The organism is Bradyrhizobium sp. CCBAU 11361 (assembly GCF_028128935.1).
GTDB lineage: Bacteria > Pseudomonadota > Alphaproteobacteria > Rhizobiales > Xanthobacteraceae > Bradyrhizobium > Bradyrhizobium niftali.
In genome coordinates this window covers 26,420-46,011 of the sequence record NZ_LBJZ01000164.1, presented here as the reverse complement: position 1 = coordinate 46,011, position 19,592 = coordinate 26,420, and the positions used below count along the sequence as shown (strand labels likewise).

The window sequence follows — 19,592 nt, the reverse complement described above, 5'->3', positions numbered from 1 at the left end:
CGCGCGCACTGGTGAAATGCCCTGGCCAGACCCAGCGCCTGGAGAAAATTCGTTTCCCTTTTCGAGCTCCAGTTCGACGATTGTCCTATCTGGTCGCGGTGCCCGGAAAACGCCGCAGTACCTCTGAGCCGCCATTACTGCTCTCCGGCGAGAAGCGGGCTATCGCACCGCGAGAACGCTTGTGATGATCGACGACATTGACAAGGGTTACGGCGTCTGCGTCTCACCGTTGACCCGCCTCCTTGAAGCAATTGGGCAAGGGCAGCCAACTGCTTAGGCGTGAGCTTATCGTAATACTCTGGCTATAACCAGTGGTTTCATAATCGTCGGAATGGCTGCCTTTGCGCATGAACGCTCGTGCGCTTGTGGCCTGGAATGTGCGCCGGATCCGCGTAGAGCGCGGCATTCCGCAAGAGCAATTGGCCTATGATGCCGGGATCGACCGCTCGTATATGGGGCGCATTGAGCAGAAGAAAGAGAACCCGACCATTGATCTCCTGGATCGTATCGCCGCGACCTTGCGTATTCACTTGTCCGAATTGTTCGCTGAGCCGGCGAAGGGCGCGGTGCCACCCAAGCCGATGTCCAGAGGACGCAAGCCGGCACGCCCGTGTCGGAACAGGACGTAATTATGGAGAGAGCTATGTTTGCATCTAACCAAGGGAGCGAAACGAGCCGGAGCGGCGCCCGTGCTCCCTTCGAATCTGTGGCGGCCGAATCCGATCTCCTGCTCCATCGGATGTTCCGCCAGCACGATTCGTGCTTAACGAACGCCCAGAGCGGCCCGTTAAAAAAGACGAGCATCTTCGGTGATCCTCACAGGCCAGAAGAACGAAGAGGCCGTCTGCCTCATCGGAGGCGCAGGCGCGCGCAGCCCTACAGCCCCGATCTCAAGCCGCTCGAGATGGAATTCGCCAAAGCCAAAGAACTGTTGCGGCGAGCCCCCGAACCGTCGACCAGGAACGGCGCGATGAGCACTACGTCCTTGCCTCGAGACGGCGTTTGCGTTCGAGGGCATCCAGTGGAAGCTGACGCAGGCGAATTACGGCAACGTGCGCAAGAGGCTTGGCGGCATCGACAGCGTACACAAGATCATGCGGGCCCTGCCGAAGGTTCGCGAGCCGTTCTGGAAAGGGCCGCGAGGCGAGGGCTGCGGCCGCCGGTTCATCGCAAAGGATATCGACCGGTCGAGCATGGCAGCGAGACGCGACAGCCGTCCTGCATATGCTGCCGGACTGTAGACGTGCCCGAGCACGGCCTTGTAATCGGCAAGGATGTCACGAAGCGGACGCTTAGGATCTCATGGGACGCGCACTGAACATGTTCACCCCTGAAGAATGTGCCAACTACGTCAGTCATTGTGGATAGAAACCGCTTTGATCGCGACCGGCTCCAGCGAACCGCCCAGCATGCCTAAGGTATGCGACAAGCGCGTCCACGCCTTTCTGTCCGAACAAACACGCGACCCCGCCTCCTCATAAGCGAGCGTGAGCGCCATCCCCAATTGCGAAGGACACTCTTGAAAGGCCTTCATCGATGATCAGGACCCTGATGTGCCTGGGCCCACATTCATGATTTATTTCCGCAGTGAGCGTGCCCGCTTTTAGGCTGGATAGCGCTTCGCCGAGCTCGATCCGCTCCAGCTTTTCAATGCACGGCCCCGATAGCCAAGAGCCGGCTCGCATTCTACCCGGCCCTCACCCGAGAATGACACCGCCTGCTCGCGCTTCTCAGCAATTCTTATGGACAAGAAAAGATGCAGGTTGCCGGCGCCGGTTAGCCGGTCCTGGAGGGATAAGCTCGAAGGCCCGGCTCCGCTCGACATCGCAGAGCCACAACTTAGCCTTGAACCGCCAGCGTCTTACGAAAACCCGACGTGCCGACACTGCTAGGCAGCCTCAGCGGCCCGTGATTTCAGCCTCCTCATGTGCGGTACGCCGGCGTCAATCGCAAGCTGGTCCATGGCCAAATGTGGACTGCCAATTTTGTTCATGGGGTACGCCTCAGTCGCGCGATTGTCCCAGATTGCGACGTCGCCTGATTTCCAGTTCCAGCACAGGGTGTTCTGCGGCGCGGTGAGATAGGATTGCAGCAGTCCGAACAGTTTTTGGCTGGGATAGCGCTGCAGGCCGACAAAGTTCTGCACAGAACGGCCAAGCGAGAGCATGCGTTCGCCAGTCTCGGGATGAACACGAACGATCGGATGTGTCGTTTCGTAGATCGCTCCAGTGGATACGTCGTCCAATGCTCTCTTGTCGGCTTCCGTGGCCCCCTCCGTCGCAATGTGATCGAATGCGGCGCAGCGCACAGCCCAGAGGTTATCGGCGAGCATGCGCAGGGGATCGGGAAGATCAAGATAAGCGGCCGCCGTGTTCGACCAAGCGATGTCCGCGCCAAAAGGCGGGAGCGCTGCCTCCCGCAGCACTGAAATTGTTTGGCGGCGGGCACTGACGACGTCGTCATCGTTCATCTGGTCGACTTGACTGCAGGCGCGATCAGGAAGCGTCTTCCGGATTGTTAGGTCTCCCCTTGCGTCCAGCATTGTGGGATTCGGTATCAGCGAGCCGAGCCGGAGCACCAAACGCTGTTGCTGGGCATCATCGAGATGTCCCTGATCACGGAAGAGGATGACCTTACGCTCTAGCAGCAGCCGGTTAATGGCTATGATGACCTCGTCAGACAAATCGTCCGACAGCGTAATGTTCTTGATTTCGACACCAAGCCGGTCCGCATGTTCGACGATGTCTGCACGCGGGATGACGTTATCAATGATCATTGTGCCACTCATGACGGTGCCTCTCTCTGTGAATGTCTAAACAAAGCTCCGCGATTGGTGGTGACGCGTGGCAACGAACGCGACAAGGCCGTCTTGATGACACGCATCCGAATTGTCTGACGGGTGACCACACCGCACAATTCGCCGACTGATTCATACAGACCACCATCATCTTAGGATCTGACTCCCTCTGCGGTGCGGACACAGCCAGAGCGGCTCGAATCAACTCGCGTATAACGCGAACAGATCGATCTGCAGCCTGATCAACAGTACAAATTATAGAGCCCCTCTATGTCCAGTCCATGAAACGAAACCAGCTTTCTTTTCGATCTCGAGTAACGTTCGCCTCGTCTGCGAACTCGTTCTTGGAAAATCCTCGAACAACGATTGCCTCGTCACCGCATGCGACTGGCATGGCCTCATCCGCACGACAAGAATCGAACTCGTTAGCGGCCAGCGCTCGCGAAGTGGATGTGACAGGACGCCTCGCTTCGGTAAGCGACTCTCTATCTTAAGCTGTACATTACATCTACAGCTACCTGCACGATCTGCAATCACTTCCTCGCGACTTGGAGTTGTCCAATGCGGATCGTCTTTCGTCGGCTGGTTTATTGTGTTGTTCTTCTTGCCGAGCAGGAAAGCCGCGCAAAATTCGAAGGCTGCAACTCCCATTGCAGCTAAACAACGGACTCAATCCCTCGATTTGCGAAATCTGCGCTCGTCGCCGAATGCAGGTCTTCAGGGCTGCGACCTACGTTCTTGGCTCTGTCCGGAGGCGTAGATTTTCCTTACGAAGCTCGGCTTGTTTTAGCGCAGTTGACCGCACAAAATAGAGACAGAGCGCGGCCCCCGCAGGAATACCGTGCGACCCCGAGACAATGCAGCGACTTGGCGCTCTCACATTGCTAGCCGCAAATTCTGGCAGGCTATTTTCGCCTCCGATAGGCAGCACGAGGCTGAAGGCAGCGTCCGATCTAAGATCATGAGCCCGGATCCATCTTCCTGAGATCGCCCTGTTCCTTGCCTAATAACCTTAAGGCGCGTGAACATGATCACACACGCACCAAAAGTGCGGGATTTCAGAGAAGACGATGAAAGAATGCACCTTCTGCGCAACAACGCGCCCACGCGACCGAGCCATCATGCAAGATGCGCATCGCCGCAACAAAGATCCTTTTCAAAAACCTGAGATAGCGGGCGGCCCGCAACAAATTGGCGAGAGATCCCCTATCGGGTACCGCGTTGAAAATTGAGAACGTAACCTACCTCCATCCGCAACCTTGCGCACTTTTTCTTCACTCATTCGCTTAGAGCGCAATAAAGCCGTGCCCGCAGCTCGCTTTGCGACTCACGCCGGTCGAGCTCGCCGATCTGCAACCTGCTTATCCAGCCACTGGCGACATGTGATCTCGGCCGTCTCGTTCGTGGCGGCGCCATCAGCACACCAGCAGTGCCAGATGTCGGACATGTCTCGGCAACTGCCCGACTGAACGTTTGAGACTGTTCTTGACGTGCCGGTCGTAGGCTGCCGAGTCGTCGATCCGGCTCTCCTGCGAAACGAGATTGCGGCCGGACGAAGTCGGCTGGCCTCAGCGCACGATAGAGTCGATTCGCCCGATGCCGGGGACCACATCGCCCCGTGCTGTGATTCGGAATCCCACCGGGCCCTTTGAGCACAGCCGTTCCGCCGCGAACCTCGAGGACTGCCCCACCCAGACTAGTCGTCGGCCCTGTTTCGGGGACCGACAGGAGCTGCCCCGCAGGCTGGACCGAGCCCGTCACAGAGATGTCCGCCTCGACAGCCGAAGAAGCGTTCGAAGCTTCAGCCGAATGCGCCCCACTCGACGCTTTGGCTGGAGGCTTCGGAGCGAGGCTCGCGCTGACTGTGAAGGGTTGACCTAAAGCAGGCGAGATTTGCGAGCCTGATGCTGATGCTATCTTTCGCGCCTTACCCCTAACTTTGTGTCCGGCATCCGGCGCGAAGCCGTGTCTACCTGAGCAATTGGGCTCAGGCACTGAACGGTTAGATCTGTGAGTCCAAGAATTGGCCACAGGCAGGCGATCGGATTAACGTCCTTGAACACCGGCCTTTTTCGCTCTTAGGCACCGGCTAATTGCGCCATGTCTGCTTCGTAAGCCTATCGAACCACATCTCTGCGATATAGCGAGCGTTCGGTACGGCCCGAAATTGCGTACACTGATGGTAGTTGTCGTGGAGCCAAGTCCAGAACGTGCCGAAGCTGTAGTGATGCAGGCCATCGGGCGGCCACGGCTCCTTTGCCTGCTCCACCCACTTATCAACCAAGTGCGAAATGGCCGCTTCCGCTTCACCCTTCTTCACGGTTACCTTCCTAAGGTCTGGTTGGTTTCTCACTCCACGCCCGCGCCCTGTCCACTTCCTTCAGCGTCGGCATGCTTTCCGGTCGATCGCGATGTGACAACTCCTCACCCCGGCCCAGAAAGGCGATCCCACACCATCAGGCGCCGAGCAGTGGCTCAAATTCGCGGACACATCACAAACCATCATGCAGGATCTTCCCGCCCGTCCAATCGAGAGAATACTGTTAAGCTCGCACAGTCCGTTGATGAGCGCCAGTGCGCCTCGGATAGCCGACGAGCTTCGGGCGCGACGCTTCGAGCTTTCCATGATGAAGTCAGCGGAGGCTACCTCGCTGGTGACCGAAATCGAGGACGCCCTCGCCTCCCCATTGCCCAGCAAGGGGCAAGAACTCGTCAAGCGCGCAGACCTGCTCATCGAGGAAGAATTCAAGGCGATGGCGGCCGAGGAGCGCAGGCGTGCGGTAATCGAAGGTCTTGCCGGCCTGGGATACGAGGTATTCGAGGGTATGGCGACCGCCTGGGTCCAGAACGGCCAGACCGTCATTCGTAAGGCGGCCAATCCTGGCTACGGAGTAGAGCTCTTGGGCGGCCCCAGATCGGATCTCCTTCAGGTGCGTGCCGTAGGTATCGGCAGCTCGGCCGAAGCTCGCGATGCAAGTCGTGACCACGACATGGAAACGATCTGGTGCGGCGAATTCGATCGCCTAAAGGCGTTGGTCGCAGAAGCAGGCGGGAATGTTACTATGGAATTCGCAAGGCCGGTCGGTCGCTTCCCTTTGAAGATCGTCTCAGATCCGGGTGCAAGCCAAGAAGCAGAGATTGTTGAAAGATCACGTCGAGCACGACCAATCAGCCCCCCTCATTAGCAATTTGCAGGTACCCAGCCATTAACGAGGAAGGTGATCACGCGGATGCTGGCGAAGATCACAAAAGCTCGTAGCATCTCTTGGGCGCAGCCGAGAGCTTTTGCGGGGGTCGTTTGCTTCAGATCGAACAGCGCCGCTCGGGCGACTTCATCATCTAAACTCCTATAGGCCGCGGGCGGCGCTCCTCAGGAGGATACTTCCAAAGATGGGCGGCGATCACTCATAAGCAAAATAGTAGGACACGGCGCGCCATTTTCCCGAATTTGTGAGGAGGTCGCATTTTTTCCACACTCTTCCCTGGCAGCACGCCGAAATCCGGCGAACATTGCGACGCCGCTGCAGCTAGCTCGGCGAAAGTTCGGCGTACCTGCGAATAATCTTCTCGGCCTCAGAGGGAAGAAAGTGGCCGATGGGCCGCCGTACAGCTGTGTCACCGCATTAGGGATGTCTGGATTGCGGCCAATATAACCCATCGGCAGTGAGGTTGGTCTGCATTTTTGGCACGTGGAGCCATCCGGTATGCGGCGACCACTCCTGTCCAGGTGAGATTGGATGATGTGCTGTGCGGCGGTCTTCCTAACCCTATGGAGTTGCGCCAATCTTCGAAAGACGGCTGCGTCGTTCCAGTTGATTGAATCAATCAACACACGTAAGCTCTCAAGCTGCAAATAGTCATCGCCAATAGTTTTCAATGCTCATAGCCGAGGTGGCGCCTTCAATCGGCGATCCCCTGCCCAATTTCCCGTCGAGACCTTTTCATGACTTCACCAGAAGCCCTAGACGTACTGATTCTAATCGCCCTGACGGAAGAAGCAGAGACGTTTCACGATTTGCCGTTTCATAACCTGAAAGAGGCGCCTCGACTGGGCATTTTTCCGTATCACTCCTTTGAATACGAAGACGCGAACGGCACCTCCCGGCGTGGCGCGTTGGTGAGCGTGGGCGAAATCGGCCTGCGAATCCGGGATGCGGCGCTTCGCTTTTCGGAGAAATTCTCACCCAAGCTGGTGTTGAACGTCGGCATTTCGGGCCGAATAAAGGACGCTCGGGTTGGTGACGTCGTCGTCCCCACTCACATCAATGTCATTGATTACCGAGCGGCTGCGCAGGACGACGAAAAGAATGGGTATGAAATACTTCCCGGCGGCAAACCGGCTCCCGTGAGCATCAGTGCCGGATACGTCGTAAATTCTGTCCCATTCAAGAAGAAGAACAAGCTTCCCAGCATTGACAATTTCGCCAAACGAATGGGTTACACCCTCACCCCAAATGAGCGACGGAAGCTGAAAGAATGGGAGGGCGTCAAGGACCTCGCCAAGACGCCGACCGTGGTGAGCGGGCCTTTTGCAGTCAGCAATCTGCTGATCAAATCAGCGCGCTTCAAAGAACACGTATTGAAGAACGCGGATCGCAACTATGTTGCCGCCGATATGGAAAGCGGGCTTATTGCGGATGGGCTACTTACATTGACACCGGCGCCGCCATTTTATGCAGTCAGAGCTATCAGTGACCCGGCCACAACACAGAAGCCGGAATACGATGCGATCGGCAACGGACTTATCCGCCGCTGGGCGATGTCGAATGCACTGGATACGGTCAAATTACTCATCGCTGAGCCTAGTCTCTTTGGAGACGAGCGAAAGCTGAGCGGAGTTAGTGGCGTCCCGGAAGACTACAGTCCAGAGTATCCAGGACAACGAATACTAGGCGCCCCCTCCACTTCAGATTTCGACGATCGTTTTTCGAATATGCGCATTACCGTCTCGAAAAGAGATCATGGTGAGACCGTTCTTCCAATTCGGTTTTCGAAGCTCTTGAGCGAAATATTGGAAAAGCCCAGAGCCGGGTCGTTCCTGGTCCAGGGGCGCGGCGGCGGCGGAAAGACGGCACTCCTGCGAGCCCTCCAGCTTTCAGTTAATGATGCGCACGAAGCACCCAAAACAGTGTTCCTCGACGCCCGCAAAATAATCAAGGAAGCCGGATCGGCCGATGCCGTTTCGGTTCTTCGAAGACGTGTCGATCGGGATGCTCCCGGCCTGATCGACACGAAGGACAACGTTATCGTTTTTCTGGATGGGTTGATCGGAACGGACAGCGAGCGCCCGATCATCGAGGCGCTTTCCCAGCTGCTCGCGCGCAACGAGCCAACGCTGGTGCTCGCGTTCGGAATTGATCATTATGAACTCCAAGCGGACTCAAATGATTACCCTCCGACGCCTTACCTTCACAACAGAAAGCACGACCGTACGGTCGACTTGAAAGCGATCTCAGTAAACGATGACGCTTTAGCAACGGCGGTTATTGGCGGTATCGTCCGAACGAGCGGAACGAGCACGAGCGAGTCACCCGAGGCGATCATTGCTGCGCTTCGAACGCTCGGGTTTCTTTATCTCAATCATTTCGTGGTATCCATATATCTACACAATGCCGGGAAGATGGCGTTCGAAGGCAAGAACAGCTCGGCCTTTGTGATCCAATCGATGCAAAACCTCTACGGCGACCTCTACGGCCGCTTCACGAGCCGGCAGTTCAATCTGCTTTGCGTAGCAGCTCTGCGGTCTTACTGCCGGATCCTGGTGAAAAGTGCCGGATCTCCAGAGCTTGCGACCGCGCATGACCGATACGAGAGCGACTTCGCGCTTTTTCCACGCATTGTCCAAACCGCACTGATCGCCAAGGCTGTCGTCTATATCCTCGGTGAATTCAACAATCCCAAGAGTAGCAGCGCGATCTTCAAGTCTACGGGTATTAACGAGGAGCTTTTTCTATCATTGGTGTTTGGCAACGACGTCAACAGCGCTGTCAAGGATCTCATGGCCGACCAGCGCGTCGAGGACGCAGTGCTCTCCGCAGCGCACAAGATCTCGGACACCCTTGAGCCCGCTTCACTTTCCTATGCTTTGTATCTTTTCGGACGTGCGCGCTCCGAACGGGGCAGGCTTCGGGCCGAAAAAGCTTTCGACACAGCCGCTCAAGTGTTGCTGGATCCAGGCACAATATCGCCGAGCGAACAGACCAAATTCTGGCGGCTCGCAAGACGCTCGCTCTATATCAGCCGCTCGCTAAATGGCGACAAGAAAGCAACCGACTCTTACATCGCCGCCGTCATCAGCGATCCCTATGAAGATCGCTTGAACCGGAGCTTTCATCTCGAATACTACCGTGATCACAATGCCACAGGCGTCACAGTGGCGCTCGACCATGAAGACAGAGGAGGTAATTGGCGTCGTACTCGCCAGTTGCTTGGACGACGGATAGAGGCCGCGATAAGCAGCGGAACGACGGGCGAATACGATCGAATCTGCATTCTGACGTATTTTTCGCTGGTTCGGTATCGTCATGAACTCGCGAAATTATCAACAGAACAACGCGAACAAGAGGCGGGTCTCATAAAGAGGCTCATGGCCAGCAACGTGACGTTGGGCCCAGAGCTTTCAGCCTTTCTAGTCATGGTTGAACACGCACTTTCGCGCGAACTCTACTCAAGCCTTGATGCGGTGGTTGAGCTATTTGCCACGAAAGCAATACCGCGGATCGGGTGGGTTGATCGCCAGATGACGGCCGAAAAGCAGGTCGTGGAAAGTGTCGCTTCGCATGCCTATGGTGCGATGCTTCTCGTCGACCTTCTGAGCGAACGACTGACGCCGAAACTCGATCCAAAAGAAACAACCCAGATCATCCGAATCCTTCTGTATCACGATATCGCAGAGGCCTACATCGGCGACTACCGCCCTACCGACGGCGAGACGAAGTCAAAGGAGATACCAACGATGCATCGCATCGCCGCGCTAGCTACCTATCAGCATTTACCTGGCCTAGCCGCCTCGTTCAGTCACTTTCAAAGGTTTGAGACAGGGGCCGATCGGTGCGCGAGCTTGGCTCGCGATTTTGACAAGTTGGACGCCGTTTTCCAGGCGCTAGTCTATGCCAACCATTTTCCAACGCTCGATAATCGACGACAGTTCGTCACTGGCAATAAGGAGCGGATCTCAGATCCAGTCCTTCGCGAGATCGCGGATGAGATCTGGCGCCGCATTGAAAAAATGCCATTGAAGTCCACAACCGCCGCCTCCTGATGAACCTTGCATGATCGAACGCCATCGCGGTGCGCTTCGAACCCAAGAAGAGCGAGTCGCCCGTGAAGAAGGAAGACAGGATGGCAAAGATGGAACGAAAGCGGGTCACTCCCTAAACGATCGACCGGTACAATCGATTAACCGGCGTGCGCAACGCGCATCGCCCACTGAAATGGCACCCGGAGAGCGTGAGCATAGCGACGGCAAAGCCGGCACGCGGGTCCGAGTGCAGCGACGCGACCGGTTAAAAGGGGCACCCGGGAACGCGGCAGGGTGATAGCGTTCGCCGCAGGCGAGCCGCTTTTCCGAGTGCCCCCGGCAAGGCGCACATCAGCCCTTGCGCGATGGGATCGTTACCGAAGGCCGAGGCCCCTACTTTCTTCAGGGGACTCGGTGGGCGCAGCCCATAGAGCCCGGTCCGCATAGCGGACGCGTCATCGGGCTACAGGTCCGCGGCTTCCAAATCGCGGCTTCCCACACGGTTTGCCTGGGTACGAGGTATCGGCGGCGCAAACAATTTGGGGTTGAGGCCCCTTATATGTCTTGCGATGAGCCAAGCAAGAGGCAAAATGCCCCTGCCCATCCCGAGGGGGAACAATGATGTCCGCGCATCCTAAACCGCCCGTTTTACGGCAACCGGCCACTCCGACCTTTTACGCGGTGGTCGCATTGGTCGCGGCCCTTTTGGCATTCTTCGTGGGGAGCTATCTATTCACTCATCTGGACGCGCTGGTGGCGAACGCCTTCGGAGACCAGGCGTACTACCTGCTGCTGCTCTTCTTGGCGCTCGTCTGTGCCGTCGTCCTGTTCGGCGTGTTGCGTTCGATAGGATCGGCCCAAGGGCAACTGTTCGGCGCAGCGTTCGAATTTGGCGGACCGGCGGCGCTATTTGTGTTTGTCATTCTTGCGGGCGGTTTTCTATTCAAGGGAAAGCAGACCGATTTCCCATTGACGATCAAGCTGCGCACGGATGACCAACAGACTATGGAGGGCAAGTTTGGCAAGGATGCGATCGCAAACTCGTCGTTGTTGATTGACCTTGGCCCGCTCACTCAACCCGTCAAGCTCAACGGCGATGCGGTCGGAGAGATTCAGATCATCCCATTCCGCTTTCGAAAGACGCCTATCGGCGTCAGTCTCGACTCGAAATTCTTCGTACTCAAGGAGCCGAAATCCGCTTACCCGATACCGGATGATGCCGTTCTGACCCTCATCGTGGTGCCAAAGCCGAAAAAGACAATACAGGCCCGCGTGCAAAGTTCTCAGCTCTTCCGCATAACATCGGGGGGCACGTCTGATGGCCACAGTCCCTTCTGCCAGCCGCGAACTGTCCGGGGGTGCGTGCTTCCGCAGCACGGGGGAAAGCTTGTTCCGGGCTCCGGCAATGTGGTCGATCTCCAGCGGAATAGCGACCGAGGGAAGTTTCAGTTGGCCATCAATACGCCGGACCAGATTTGTATGGATTTCATGTCAAGCACGGGCGCATGCGAGACGGAGATCTATGTCCAGGGATATGTTTCCGCGGTCGAGGAATTTGAAGACAAGAGCTAACCGCCCGCCATGTCCTTCGTCGTCGTTTCCGGCCTCACATCTTGATTGCGAGGCCGAAGGGTTTAGACGCGCGATCGGGCGCTGCGCCTGAACTGCCCTGCTCCGTTGCTCCTTCGAGCTTGAGGTACGTTGATGTCGGAAGCATCCGAAGGCGAATGGCTGGTCCCGTTTCGCGGCAGGAACTACTCAGGTGCCTTTTCCCAAAACTTCTTGTGGAGGCGCCAGAACGTCTACGTGATGGACAACCATCGCGCGGCGTTGTGGTGCTGGCTGCAACATATCGATCCGAAACAGCGGTATTCTCTCTTTCACGTAGATCAGCATTACGACACGCTTGCCAGCCGGATGACGACGTGGCTGGACAATCTGCCGGCCGACTGGGGCCTCGGCATCGATGAGTATCTGGCGCGCAAGGTCAAGCACCAGGATATTCCGCAGCCCCTGCCTCTGTTTGGCTGGGACAATTATCTATCGATTTTTTTGGCCGTGTTCGGAAACGCGATGGACGCCGCCTACTTCGCGACCCATGGTGAGGGAATGACGCCAAACTGCACCCATATGAACTGCGATCTCTGGGATGTGCCTTCCAACCTCGATTATTGGTTGAATGAGTCTCATGCCCCTTGGATTTTCAACCTCGATCTGGATTACTTCTTTTGGCATGGAATCGACGCCGAACGACCTCAGTGCATGATGTCTGAAGCATACATCTCGAATTTGATGAGGATAGTCAGCGCTCATTTGAGTAGCGGCAAAATCAGCGTGCTAACAATCGCGCTCTCACCCGAATATTGTGGTGGCTGGGAACACAGCGAAGCGGTTCTGGATACTGTCTTGAAGCCTCTGGGAATCGAATTCGCCCTTCCCCGTTGACTATCGCTTCGTCAGCGAAGCAAGCTTGGATGGCTCAAATTCCCAGAAGCTCGGATCATCGCTCTTGGCATAGTCGTCGTACGAGCGATCGCCGATCAAGATTGGCCACATCCACCAATTCGGGCTCATGCATGATGCGACCAGATAGGTTTCATCGGGCCTGTCCTCGCGCGCCTTGGCCAACGGCAGATAGACGTCAGCTAAAATGGAGGGATTGGTAAGCTGGATGTCGTTCTGCTCCAGCACGAGAATCGATTTGGCCCCCTCGTTCGCTTTCCACGCGGCAAGCTTCGGAAATTTCTTGTCGACCGCAGCCTTCATCCGGTCCCTGCGCAGCTTTACGACATCATCCATCGTATGCCTGATCTGGAAATGCTTGCCAGGAACGATTGGCGGCTCGAAGCGGCAAAGGGCTACATCAAATGGCACATTTGGCCGCCGCGAAGGGCCGACGCCGTTTCCTTTGTTGTCCGGGTAAGGACGCTTGGGGATCCTCGGCGCGGTCGTCTTGACCCAGTCGATGATCGCCTGCTGAATCGCCGAGAGTTGAGCCGCTTTGCGCCCATTAAGCGAATTGACCGGCAGGTAGAGTTCGAACAGAGCATCCGTTCCGAGCGCATCTTTGAGCGCGGTGGTGATCGGTGCGAAGAGCTTCTCGGTCTGCGCCTCCATGCGTATGTGGTCAGCGAACGGCTCGATGCCGGTATGCTCGAGCGCATAAAGCTGGCTGCCCAGATCAAAGACCACCTCGACCGGGTGCTGGTGATTTTCCTGCTTGGGCCATCGGAGGTTTGCACGTACCTGATGTTCGCGCGCTTCGAGACGGCGCACAACTGCATCACAGACCTTACCCACATTGAAGCTGAGATGCTTTCTCTTGAGCGGTCTCTCGAACCGCTCGCGAAGCATCTTCGAAAGCTCCGCCGCTTCAAGCACCGTTAGACTGCCCAGTTGATTTACCAGTCCCGGCAGATCAGCCATGACTCGCTCGTTCTTTGAAAAGTTGTTCGAAAGCCTTGGCGATAGCTTCGCGGCCCGGCACCCAATCTTCCTCGAAAAGTATTCGGCTGTCTTCCGGGAGGGTAAAGGCCGGGCGAGCGATACGCACGAGCAAGTAGCAAATTGCGTACACGCTCAGAGCTGTAAAGAACGTGCGCATCAAGACTTCATGCACGTACACTGGACCGTTGCTCTCCCAGAGAGCGCCATCGCTTGAATCGGGACGCGAATGCGTGAAATTGCATAACTGACGAAAAAATATTGTTGAGAATCTCGCCGTCAGCGAACAGCCAGTTGCACTGTTCCTGAGTTAGCATCCCATGCAGTCGCTTTCTGATGCGCGAGAAACCCAGTTCTGAGCCGCTGGTTTTCCATGTGACATAATCGGCATCGGTAGGCTTTAGGTTGCCATACGAACCGATCATGACCAATTCGAGCGCCACACGAAGTTCTGCCATGGCGGCTCGGTAGTAGCCGTGCAGCAGGAGAAAATTGACGCACTGAAACGCATCGGCGGCGTCCAGCATGCAGTTGTAGAGCTCATCGGGATGATCGGGGTCACCTATGGCAACAATCCAGTCGCTCCACAGGCTGTAGAGTAACTTCAGCCGGATGCCATTGTGGTCTGACGTGCGAATGGCCACGTCGTCGGTAAGATGAGTAATGCCGGCCCATATTTGTTCGTCAATCAGGTCGGTCGGCGCAATTTCGTCCCCATCACTGATGGCAAAATCATCTGGTTCAAGTTGATGCCTGACAGCGCGGAAGTCAGTAAGCGGCAGCTTTCTCGTCATAGGCGTTCCGTGGCATTGCCGGCGCGGGTCAGTGGGTGGCGCCGCCCGTAGTTCCGGCGCATTCCTGGAACAGGTCGTCGAACATCTTATCCGCGCCCCACGCTTGGGCAGACGTGTAGGCGAGACTGCGCGTTTGCTGCGGTGTAAGAGGAGCCTCGCCCGGTTTGTAACCGAGATCATGTTCGGCTTTGGACCAAGCGTGCTCGAACAAAGTTTTCACCTGCAATTCAAAAAACCGCGGGATCATTTCTTTGGGCCATCCGGCGCTGATGACGTCGGACGGTATCGCGAGGATGTAGTGCCGTCCGAAATATCCAAACTCCCAGTGGGACTCAGGCACATGGTCCCGATACTCTATCGGTCTGAACCATTGCTGGATCAGTGGATCAAGCCGAGCAACATCCGATTGGTAATATGTGATGATGCGCGCGCCGACCTGATCCTGAATCTCAGCTAAGGGCTCCTGATACTTCGGCTTCCCGCCAACCAGCTTGGTCGCCTTGGCGACAAATCCATCGACGTCCTTCGGACGTGCCGAGATCCGGTCAATTCTCGGTTGCCCTTCCAGACAGCGAGACAGATAGGCGCGTAGCTCGTCGGCGAGCGGAGCGAGAACTTTCTCGTGGCGCTCCTTATACTGTTCCCTTAGGTCGTCAGGCTTTTGGCTTGAGCTTGTCATTGATCACCGTGCCCTGTGTCGTGAACCGAACTCTGTGCGCGCTGCCGTCAATGGCCACTTGCCTGAAGACCTGATCGAATTCGGCGGACGGTGCGGTTAGGGTTGCGCCATTATCGAGCTCCATTGATCGATAAGCCATGATGCTCGCGAAATCAGAGGCCGAGAACAGGAAGCGTTCCTCCGCCAGATGCGGATTCCTGAGTTGTTGCGAAACGGACTCGCGCGCTGCCGCGGATAGATTAAAGCGATTGGCAAATTCGTTGATGCTCATCGATATTCGAGGAAGTGTCCTCGCGAGCGTCGCAGCCGCAACGATTTCCTGTTTCACCGCGATATCGGCTGTTTTGATGGCGTCTTGTAGAGTGGTCGCGAGGCGGGAGGTGATGTTCGGGTCGGCTTTCTTGCCAAGCCGGATGAGGTTCGCGCGCGTGCAGTCGAAGCGGTCCTGCATGACGTTGAACTGCAGGCGCGACAGCAGTCGCTGCAATTCCTCGACGTGCTTTGGATCCTCCGGGCTGACAAACAGGTGAAGATTGACGAACCCGCCCCTGGCCGTGGCCACGTCGCGCCGGAGTTCGACATTCGGAAAGATCAGCTTGGTGGCAGGCAGCCGGCCAGCGGCCTTGTGCCTCAGCACCTCCTCATAGGTATCCTTGACGTAATAGTCGATGACGGCAATCGCCTCGATGACCGGCGTGGCCCTCTCCAGCGCGGTAAGATAGTCAGTCCAGGCCGTGGGGCCGATGAACTGGTTGTTCATCACCGTGCCCGGTGCATGAATATGCGGCTCCCACCTCCGCCATTCCGATCCCCGACTAAGCATTCGCCTCCCCCTTCTATGCGCCCGCGCGGTTGGCACGCGCGGCGATATCGGCGCAGCGGGCCATCAGCGCCTCGAAGGGTTCGGCATCGTCCAAGAGCAACCCGTCCTCGACCATACGGCCGTAATCTTCTTGCAGTGCCTTGGAGGCATCGCCGCCGGGCACGAGCTGCAAACCGCCATTCACGGCGGCCGCGTAATCGATCGGACTACGGTCAGCCGCCTTCTCGGCGAAGAACATGCCCTTGTGGCGCGCGACAGCGTTCGCCAGTTCGCGATCCGCGAAAGCCGCTTCCGCAAGCCCGGCCTCATCGAGCCGCACGACGTCGTGCCAGTGTCGCGCGAAGCGATCGCCGCGGAGCCGCTCCTGCCGGCAGAAGACGTGGATCGCCGTCGCCTTTTCCCACAAGGTTCGCTCGGCGTGCATCACGCGGGGCCGTGCCGTCGGGAACACCACGCCTTCGACCAGGCCCGATGCGTCGCAGGCGATATCCCGCAGACTTGCCGGCTCGCCCGTCGATCGCGCGCCAAACTCCAGCATCACGCTTGGCGCCACGTAGCCGGAGCCAGCCGCAGTCGCCTCATAGTCGATGAACAGCTTCTCGCCCTCGACGCGGATCGTGGCAACCAACGCCTGCGCGGCCAGCGCGTCCGCGATGACCGGCTGTGCGGCCCCCGCCACCCACTCCGGCAAGCGCTTGCGCACCTCGCTCGACCAGCGCTTCTCTTCGCTGCGTGTTTTCGGCAACGCCTCGCCGTTACCGTCCACCAGATCGGGCGCGATCGCCCGGATGTCGTAGGTCAGGTCGACGTCTTCGGAAAATCGCCGGATGACCCCATAGGCCTTCGACAGTGACGTGCCGCCCTTGAATACCAGATGCTCGCCGAGCGCCGATCCGTAGAGCGTGGCGAGCGCCCACACCACCCATACATCCTTCTCAAGCAGGTGCGCTGGTCGTCCCGACTGATCGGCCGCGACGCTTAGCGCCTCGCGGCGATCGGCGACCCGAAGGAGGAGAAAGGCGTCAGCCATGCGCCGCCTTTCCCACGCTGCGCGCGAGCCAGGTCGGAAGCTGCGGCGCTGCCGCGACCAGTTCGCTGAAAGTGGACGGCGGGAGCTTCCGCTTCAATGTTTTCAGGGCGGCTTCCGCCTTCTCCGGCCCAAGCCAAGCCAGCGCTCTCACCGCCTCGCCCGCCGGCTTGTGAGCAAGGGCGAGTTGCCACCGCGGAGCGTGACGAAGTTCGACGACCTGCTTGCCGAGATTCATCGTTCGGCTGCGGCCGGAGGTCAGATAGACCGATCGGACCGGCACCTGTGTCGTGAGGCCGAGGGTGTTGGCGGCCGCAGCGCCGCTCGGAACGATGACCTCGCCGCGCTGGTTGGCGAGCGCCTCGACCGCCTGTTGGACGGAGGGAGCCCTCGTGCCGAACCGGCTCGTGACGGGACGAAGATAGACGCCGCGACCGGCCCGGATCAGTTGGCCCCGCTCGGTCAGACGCGACAAGGCCTGATCCACCGCGGCTCGATTACCGAGGTGGAGCAAGCTCTTAGCCGCCACAGGCGTGCCTTCCGGCAACCCTTCGGCATGCGCGAGAATCTGTTCGGTTAACCGTTGCATGACCGTTCTCCTGTCAGAAATATACGCGGTTTTCTGACAGTTTTCAAGCCGGCGGACCTGCCCGGGAGCCGTCCATTCCGGCTAGATCAACGGCGCGCCCCTATCGAGCAGACCGTCCAGGAAGTCCTCCCGCGAGCTGATCGGCCCCGCGAGCGTCGCAAGGATCAGCGCCTCGACGACCTGGCGGGCCAAGGACCGCGCCATCACCCGCTCTTTCGTCGAGATGGCGGTCATGGCGCGCCCGTGCAGGAAGGCGCTCCGCACGTTGAAGAGTTGCTCATACTGGTCGGCGAAGCGTCGATCGCCCAGAAGGCCGGCCACCCGTCCCCGCATTCTATTCGTGGCGCGCATCCCTTTGTGGCGATCAGGCGCGATGCGAAAGTTCTTCTGATAGTCCGCGCGCAAGCCAACCGGCACACCCTGGCCGAACCGAATGCGAGCGGCGGCAGGTCGGCGGCAAGATCGAGCGGCGCAAGATGAATGCGCCTGGCCCGGGTGGCGCGCAGCGCCGCGTCCAGTCTCTTCGCCGCTTCCTCCACAGACAAGGCAAGATAGGCCGTATCTTGCTGCATGACACGGAAGGCCCAAGGCTCGCAATGCCGTCGAGAGCGCGAAGTTCGGCCCCTTCTTGCCGGCGTTTGGATAGTCGTCGCGGCTGGTCTCGCGCAGCCGCATGAAGGCAGGGTGCGCAAGAATATTGTCGGGCCCGGGCGGACGCAGGCGCCACAGGTCAGTCATCGCCATCAGCATCGCCATGCTCGGACCTGTCTCGCTCATCAGGAGATCCGGAGCCGCCGCAGGAGCTTGCCGAGAACCGCCTCGTACTCCTCGGGCTTGGAGAAGTCGGCGTAGAGCTTGCCTTTCAAGAACTCTGGCAGCTCACATTCCTCGTAGAGCAGCGGCAACACGACCACCTCCCGCTGGCGATCTCGCGATTCATCGCCACGTCTAGCTCTTTCTTCACCCAAGGGGCGCCGATCGATTTTTTCGACAGGACGACGGCGATGTAGCGGCTGAGCTTCATTCCCTCTTCGATCTTGGCGATCAGCGAGTCCCCGATGTCGATTTCGGCCTCGTCCAGCCAGACGCGCTCCACACCATGCGCGAGGAGAGCGGATAAGCGGCCCGCGCGCGATCCACTTCGGGCCGACACAGGCCGAGGTTATCGATCTCCTCTTCGAGCGCATCGCCCGTGTAGGTCAGCCCGACCGTCAACACCCTTCTCATCCGTCAATCCCTTCCGCCATCAGTTCGGCGGTCTCCGCCGGTTTCACGTCCATGACCTCGCCGCGGCTGCCGACAAGCGCGATCTCGATCCCCGCCAATGCGCAGCGCGGCGCGAGCCGCTCGGCCAGACGCGTGATGGGGATCGGCACGATCCATTATGACCGACAGATCATATCAATCGCACGACAGCGATTCTACCTCAGCTCTTTTGTTTCCTTTTGAAGGCCGAATCGCTCTTAAGAAAGGCATGGAGCATAAACGGCACGAGCTTCACAACCTCCTGCCGACAACAGTAAGCCCCCGCATAAAAATCGGCGTACTCGTTCAGCCGCTTTGCGAGGTTCGGTGCGAGTAAAATACTCATTTTAATCAGTGTCCGATCGGGTAACTTTGCAAGCTTCAGCTTCATCCTTCACCTGCCCTTTCCCGCTGTCCGAACGTCCCGATACAGCTTCAGCAGCAGGTCGTTCGATACAATCACCCGCAAGGGCCAACCCGACAGCACTGTGATCGTCGGCAGCATATCGAGCTCGCGCTCCACCAGGCGCTGCCCTGCGCGATTGGTCGTCTGTTGCGTGCTTTCCTGCTTTCCCGTATCGCCTTGACGAGATCACTCTCATCGTTTCCGATCGATAACTGTATCCCGACCCCGGTCAGGGTCGCGGGGGCCACGCCCTTGCGCAACTGCCACGTATGGAACTCCACCTCGTCCTCGAGGCCGGCATAGCCCGCGACGTCAGTGGCCGGAAGATTCTCGATCACGATCGAAATTCGGCAGGATCAGTCGTGTCCGTACGACCAGTCCCCGCTTCTGGCCAAACGGTGTGCGCGGATATTTCTGAGGCTGTCCCGCGTCAGCTCTCGCGCCTCAAGCATCTCGAGCATGTCCGCGCAAAGCGCACCTGGTTGACCGGTCAGCGGACCGGCGCGTTGATGAGACTCAGGAAGAACCGCCTATTCCGCGCTGACAAG

The 19,592-nt window shown here is 58.1% G+C and carries 18 protein-coding genes and 3 pseudogenes; 5 read left to right on the top strand and 16 right to left on the bottom strand.

The features are described 5' to 3' along the window. Positions 1 to 347: 347 nt before the first annotated feature. Positions 348 to 629: a helix-turn-helix domain-containing protein gene (locus tag XI08_RS16295; protein WP_028143513.1), complete on the top strand. Its 282-nt coding sequence runs from the start codon at positions 348 to 350 to the stop codon at positions 627 to 629. A gap of 551 nt (positions 630 to 1,180) precedes the next feature. On the opposite strand, the pseudogene XI08_RS16290 reads toward XI08_RS16295, so the two are convergent. The 3 genes and pseudogenes from XI08_RS16290 to XI08_RS16280 form a co-directional block, all read right to left on the bottom strand. After that, positions 1,181 to 1,300 (bottom strand): annotated as a pseudogene (locus XI08_RS16290) (DUF4070 domain-containing protein); the annotation flags it as partial. A gap of 588 nt (positions 1,301 to 1,888) precedes the next feature. Next, the gene (locus XI08_RS16285; RefSeq protein WP_271575171.1) at positions 1,889 to 2,776 is read right to left on the bottom strand and encodes a TauD/TfdA dioxygenase family protein; all 888 of its coding nucleotides are present in this window, start codon (positions 2,774 to 2,776) and stop codon (positions 1,889 to 1,891) included. A 2,110-nt stretch (positions 2,777 to 4,886) separates the two neighbouring features. Continuing rightward, on the bottom strand, positions 4,887 to 5,117 hold the full coding sequence (locus tag XI08_RS16280; protein WP_271575170.1) for a hypothetical protein: 231 nt from the start codon (positions 5,115 to 5,117) through the stop codon (positions 4,887 to 4,889). Positions 5,118 to 5,421: 304 nt separating this feature from the next. On the opposite strand from XI08_RS16280, the gene XI08_RS16275 reads away from it, so the two are divergent. From XI08_RS16275 to XI08_RS16260, 4 genes are all read left to right on the top strand, one after another. After that, on the top strand, positions 5,422 to 5,982 hold the full coding sequence (locus XI08_RS16275; RefSeq protein ID WP_271575169.1) for a hypothetical protein: 561 nt from the start codon (positions 5,422 to 5,424) through the stop codon (positions 5,980 to 5,982). Between the two features lie 758 nt (positions 5,983 to 6,740). Further along, positions 6,741 to 10,058 (top strand): HD domain-containing protein, encoded by a 3,318-nt coding sequence (locus XI08_RS16270; RefSeq protein WP_271575168.1) that lies wholly within the window; start codon positions 6,741 to 6,743, stop codon positions 10,056 to 10,058. A 597-nt stretch (positions 10,059 to 10,655) separates the two neighbouring features. After that, positions 10,656 to 11,609, top strand: coding sequence for a hypothetical protein (locus XI08_RS16265; protein WP_271575167.1), 954 nt, complete (start codon positions 10,656 to 10,658; stop codon positions 11,607 to 11,609). A gap of 132 nt (positions 11,610 to 11,741) precedes the next feature. After that, a complete protein-coding gene (locus XI08_RS16260; protein ID WP_271575166.1) occupies positions 11,742 to 12,482 on the top strand; it encodes a UPF0489 family protein in 741 nt (246 codons plus the stop codon). Between the two features lie 891 nt (positions 12,483 to 13,373). Here the strand turns inward: XI08_RS16260 and XI08_RS16255 are convergent. From XI08_RS16255 to XI08_RS16200, 13 genes and pseudogenes are all read right to left on the bottom strand, one after another. After that, positions 13,374 to 13,463, bottom strand: a pseudogene (locus XI08_RS16255) (50S ribosomal protein L7/L12); the annotation flags it as partial. Next, a complete protein-coding gene (locus XI08_RS16250) occupies positions 13,456 to 13,641 on the bottom strand; it encodes a hypothetical protein (protein WP_271575165.1) in 186 nt (61 codons plus the stop codon). The pseudogene XI08_RS16255 and the gene XI08_RS16250, both read right to left, overlap by 8 nt. A 7-nt stretch (positions 13,642 to 13,648) precedes the next feature. After that, entirely contained in the window at positions 13,649 to 14,275 is a 627-nt protein-coding gene (locus XI08_RS16245; RefSeq protein WP_271575164.1) for a hypothetical protein, read from the bottom strand. Positions 14,276 to 14,303: 28 nt separating this feature from the next. Next, positions 14,304 to 14,954, bottom strand: a complete 651-nt coding sequence (locus XI08_RS16240; protein WP_271575163.1) for a GTP pyrophosphokinase — start codon at positions 14,952 to 14,954, stop codon at positions 14,304 to 14,306. 379 nt (positions 14,955 to 15,333) lie between these two features. Further along, a pseudogene (locus XI08_RS46335) lies at positions 15,334 to 15,777 on the bottom strand (TrlF family AAA-like ATPase); the annotation flags it as partial. Between the two features lie 13 nt (positions 15,778 to 15,790). Then, positions 15,791 to 16,807, bottom strand: coding sequence for a nucleotidyl transferase AbiEii/AbiGii toxin family protein (locus XI08_RS16230; RefSeq protein ID WP_271575161.1), 1,017 nt, complete (start codon positions 16,805 to 16,807; stop codon positions 15,791 to 15,793). Continuing rightward, positions 16,800 to 17,393: an AbiEi antitoxin N-terminal domain-containing protein gene (locus tag XI08_RS16225; RefSeq protein ID WP_038936594.1), complete on the bottom strand. Its 594-nt coding sequence runs from the start codon at positions 17,391 to 17,393 to the stop codon at positions 16,800 to 16,802. The genes XI08_RS16230 and XI08_RS16225 overlap by 8 nt, the downstream gene beginning before the upstream one ends. 81 nt (positions 17,394 to 17,474) lie before the next feature. After that, positions 17,475 to 18,170 (bottom strand): hypothetical protein, encoded by a 696-nt coding sequence (locus tag XI08_RS16220; protein WP_271575160.1) that lies wholly within the window; start codon positions 18,168 to 18,170, stop codon positions 17,475 to 17,477. Further along, entirely contained in the window at positions 18,170 to 18,301 is a 132-nt protein-coding gene (locus XI08_RS16215) for a hypothetical protein (protein ID WP_271575159.1), read from the bottom strand. The genes XI08_RS16220 and XI08_RS16215 overlap by 1 nt, the downstream gene beginning before the upstream one ends. Continuing rightward, positions 18,256 to 18,489, bottom strand: coding sequence for a toll/interleukin-1 receptor domain-containing protein (locus XI08_RS46330; RefSeq protein WP_442869829.1), 234 nt, complete (start codon positions 18,487 to 18,489; stop codon positions 18,256 to 18,258). Before XI08_RS46330 ends, XI08_RS16215 begins: the two co-directional genes overlap by 46 nt. Continuing rightward, positions 18,438 to 18,620: a hypothetical protein gene (locus XI08_RS16210; protein WP_271575158.1), complete on the bottom strand. Its 183-nt coding sequence runs from the start codon at positions 18,618 to 18,620 to the stop codon at positions 18,438 to 18,440. The genes XI08_RS46330 and XI08_RS16210 overlap by 52 nt, the downstream gene beginning before the upstream one ends. Further along, a complete protein-coding gene (locus XI08_RS16205; protein WP_258763426.1) occupies positions 18,617 to 18,769 on the bottom strand; it encodes a hypothetical protein in 153 nt (50 codons plus the stop codon). Before XI08_RS16205 ends, XI08_RS16210 begins: the two co-directional genes overlap by 4 nt. 50 nt (positions 18,770 to 18,819) lie before the next feature. Beyond that, positions 18,820 to 19,029, bottom strand: a complete 210-nt coding sequence (locus XI08_RS16200) for a DUF2274 domain-containing protein (RefSeq protein ID WP_271575157.1) — start codon at positions 19,027 to 19,029, stop codon at positions 18,820 to 18,822. Between the last annotated feature and the right edge of the window lie 563 nt (positions 19,030 to 19,592).

Bases quoted from the DNA above. Each gene is read 5' to 3' on its own strand.
- XI08_RS16295 (WP_028143513.1), top strand. From the start codon at position 348: ATGAACGCTCGTGCGCTTGTGGCCTGGAATGTGCGCCGGATCCGCGTA.
- XI08_RS16285 (WP_271575171.1), bottom strand. From the start codon at position 2,776: ATGATCATTGATAACGTCATCCCGCGTGCAGACATCGTCGAACATGCG.
- XI08_RS16275 (WP_271575169.1), top strand. From the start codon at position 5,422: ATGATGAAGTCAGCGGAGGCTACCTCGCTGGTGACCGAAATCGAGGAC.
- XI08_RS16270 (WP_271575168.1), top strand. From the start codon at position 6,741: ATGACTTCACCAGAAGCCCTAGACGTACTGATTCTAATCGCCCTGACG.
- XI08_RS16265 (WP_271575167.1), top strand. From the start codon at position 10,656: ATGATGTCCGCGCATCCTAAACCGCCCGTTTTACGGCAACCGGCCACT.
- XI08_RS16260 (WP_271575166.1), top strand. From the start codon at position 11,742: ATGTCGGAAGCATCCGAAGGCGAATGGCTGGTCCCGTTTCGCGGCAGG.
- XI08_RS16250 (WP_271575165.1), bottom strand. From the start codon at position 13,641: ATGCGCACGTTCTTTACAGCTCTGAGCGTGTACGCAATTTGCTACTTG.
- XI08_RS16245 (WP_271575164.1), bottom strand. From the start codon at position 14,275: ATGACGAGAAAGCTGCCGCTTACTGACTTCCGCGCTGTCAGGCATCAA.
- XI08_RS16240 (WP_271575163.1), bottom strand. From the start codon at position 14,954: ATGACAAGCTCAAGCCAAAAGCCTGACGACCTAAGGGAACAGTATAAG.
- XI08_RS16230 (WP_271575161.1), bottom strand. From the start codon at position 16,807: ATGGCTGACGCCTTTCTCCTCCTTCGGGTCGCCGATCGCCGCGAGGCG.
- XI08_RS16225 (WP_038936594.1), bottom strand. From the start codon at position 17,393: ATGCAACGGTTAACCGAACAGATTCTCGCGCATGCCGAAGGGTTGCCG.
- XI08_RS16220 (WP_271575160.1), bottom strand. From the start codon at position 18,170: ATGAGCGAGACAGGTCCGAGCATGGCGATGCTGATGGCGATGACTGAC.
- XI08_RS16210 (WP_271575158.1), bottom strand. From the start codon at position 18,620: ATGAGAAGGGTGTTGACGGTCGGGCTGACCTACACGGGCGATGCGCTC.
- XI08_RS16200 (WP_271575157.1), bottom strand. From the start codon at position 19,029: ATGAAGCTGAAGCTTGCAAAGTTACCCGATCGGACACTGATTAAAATG.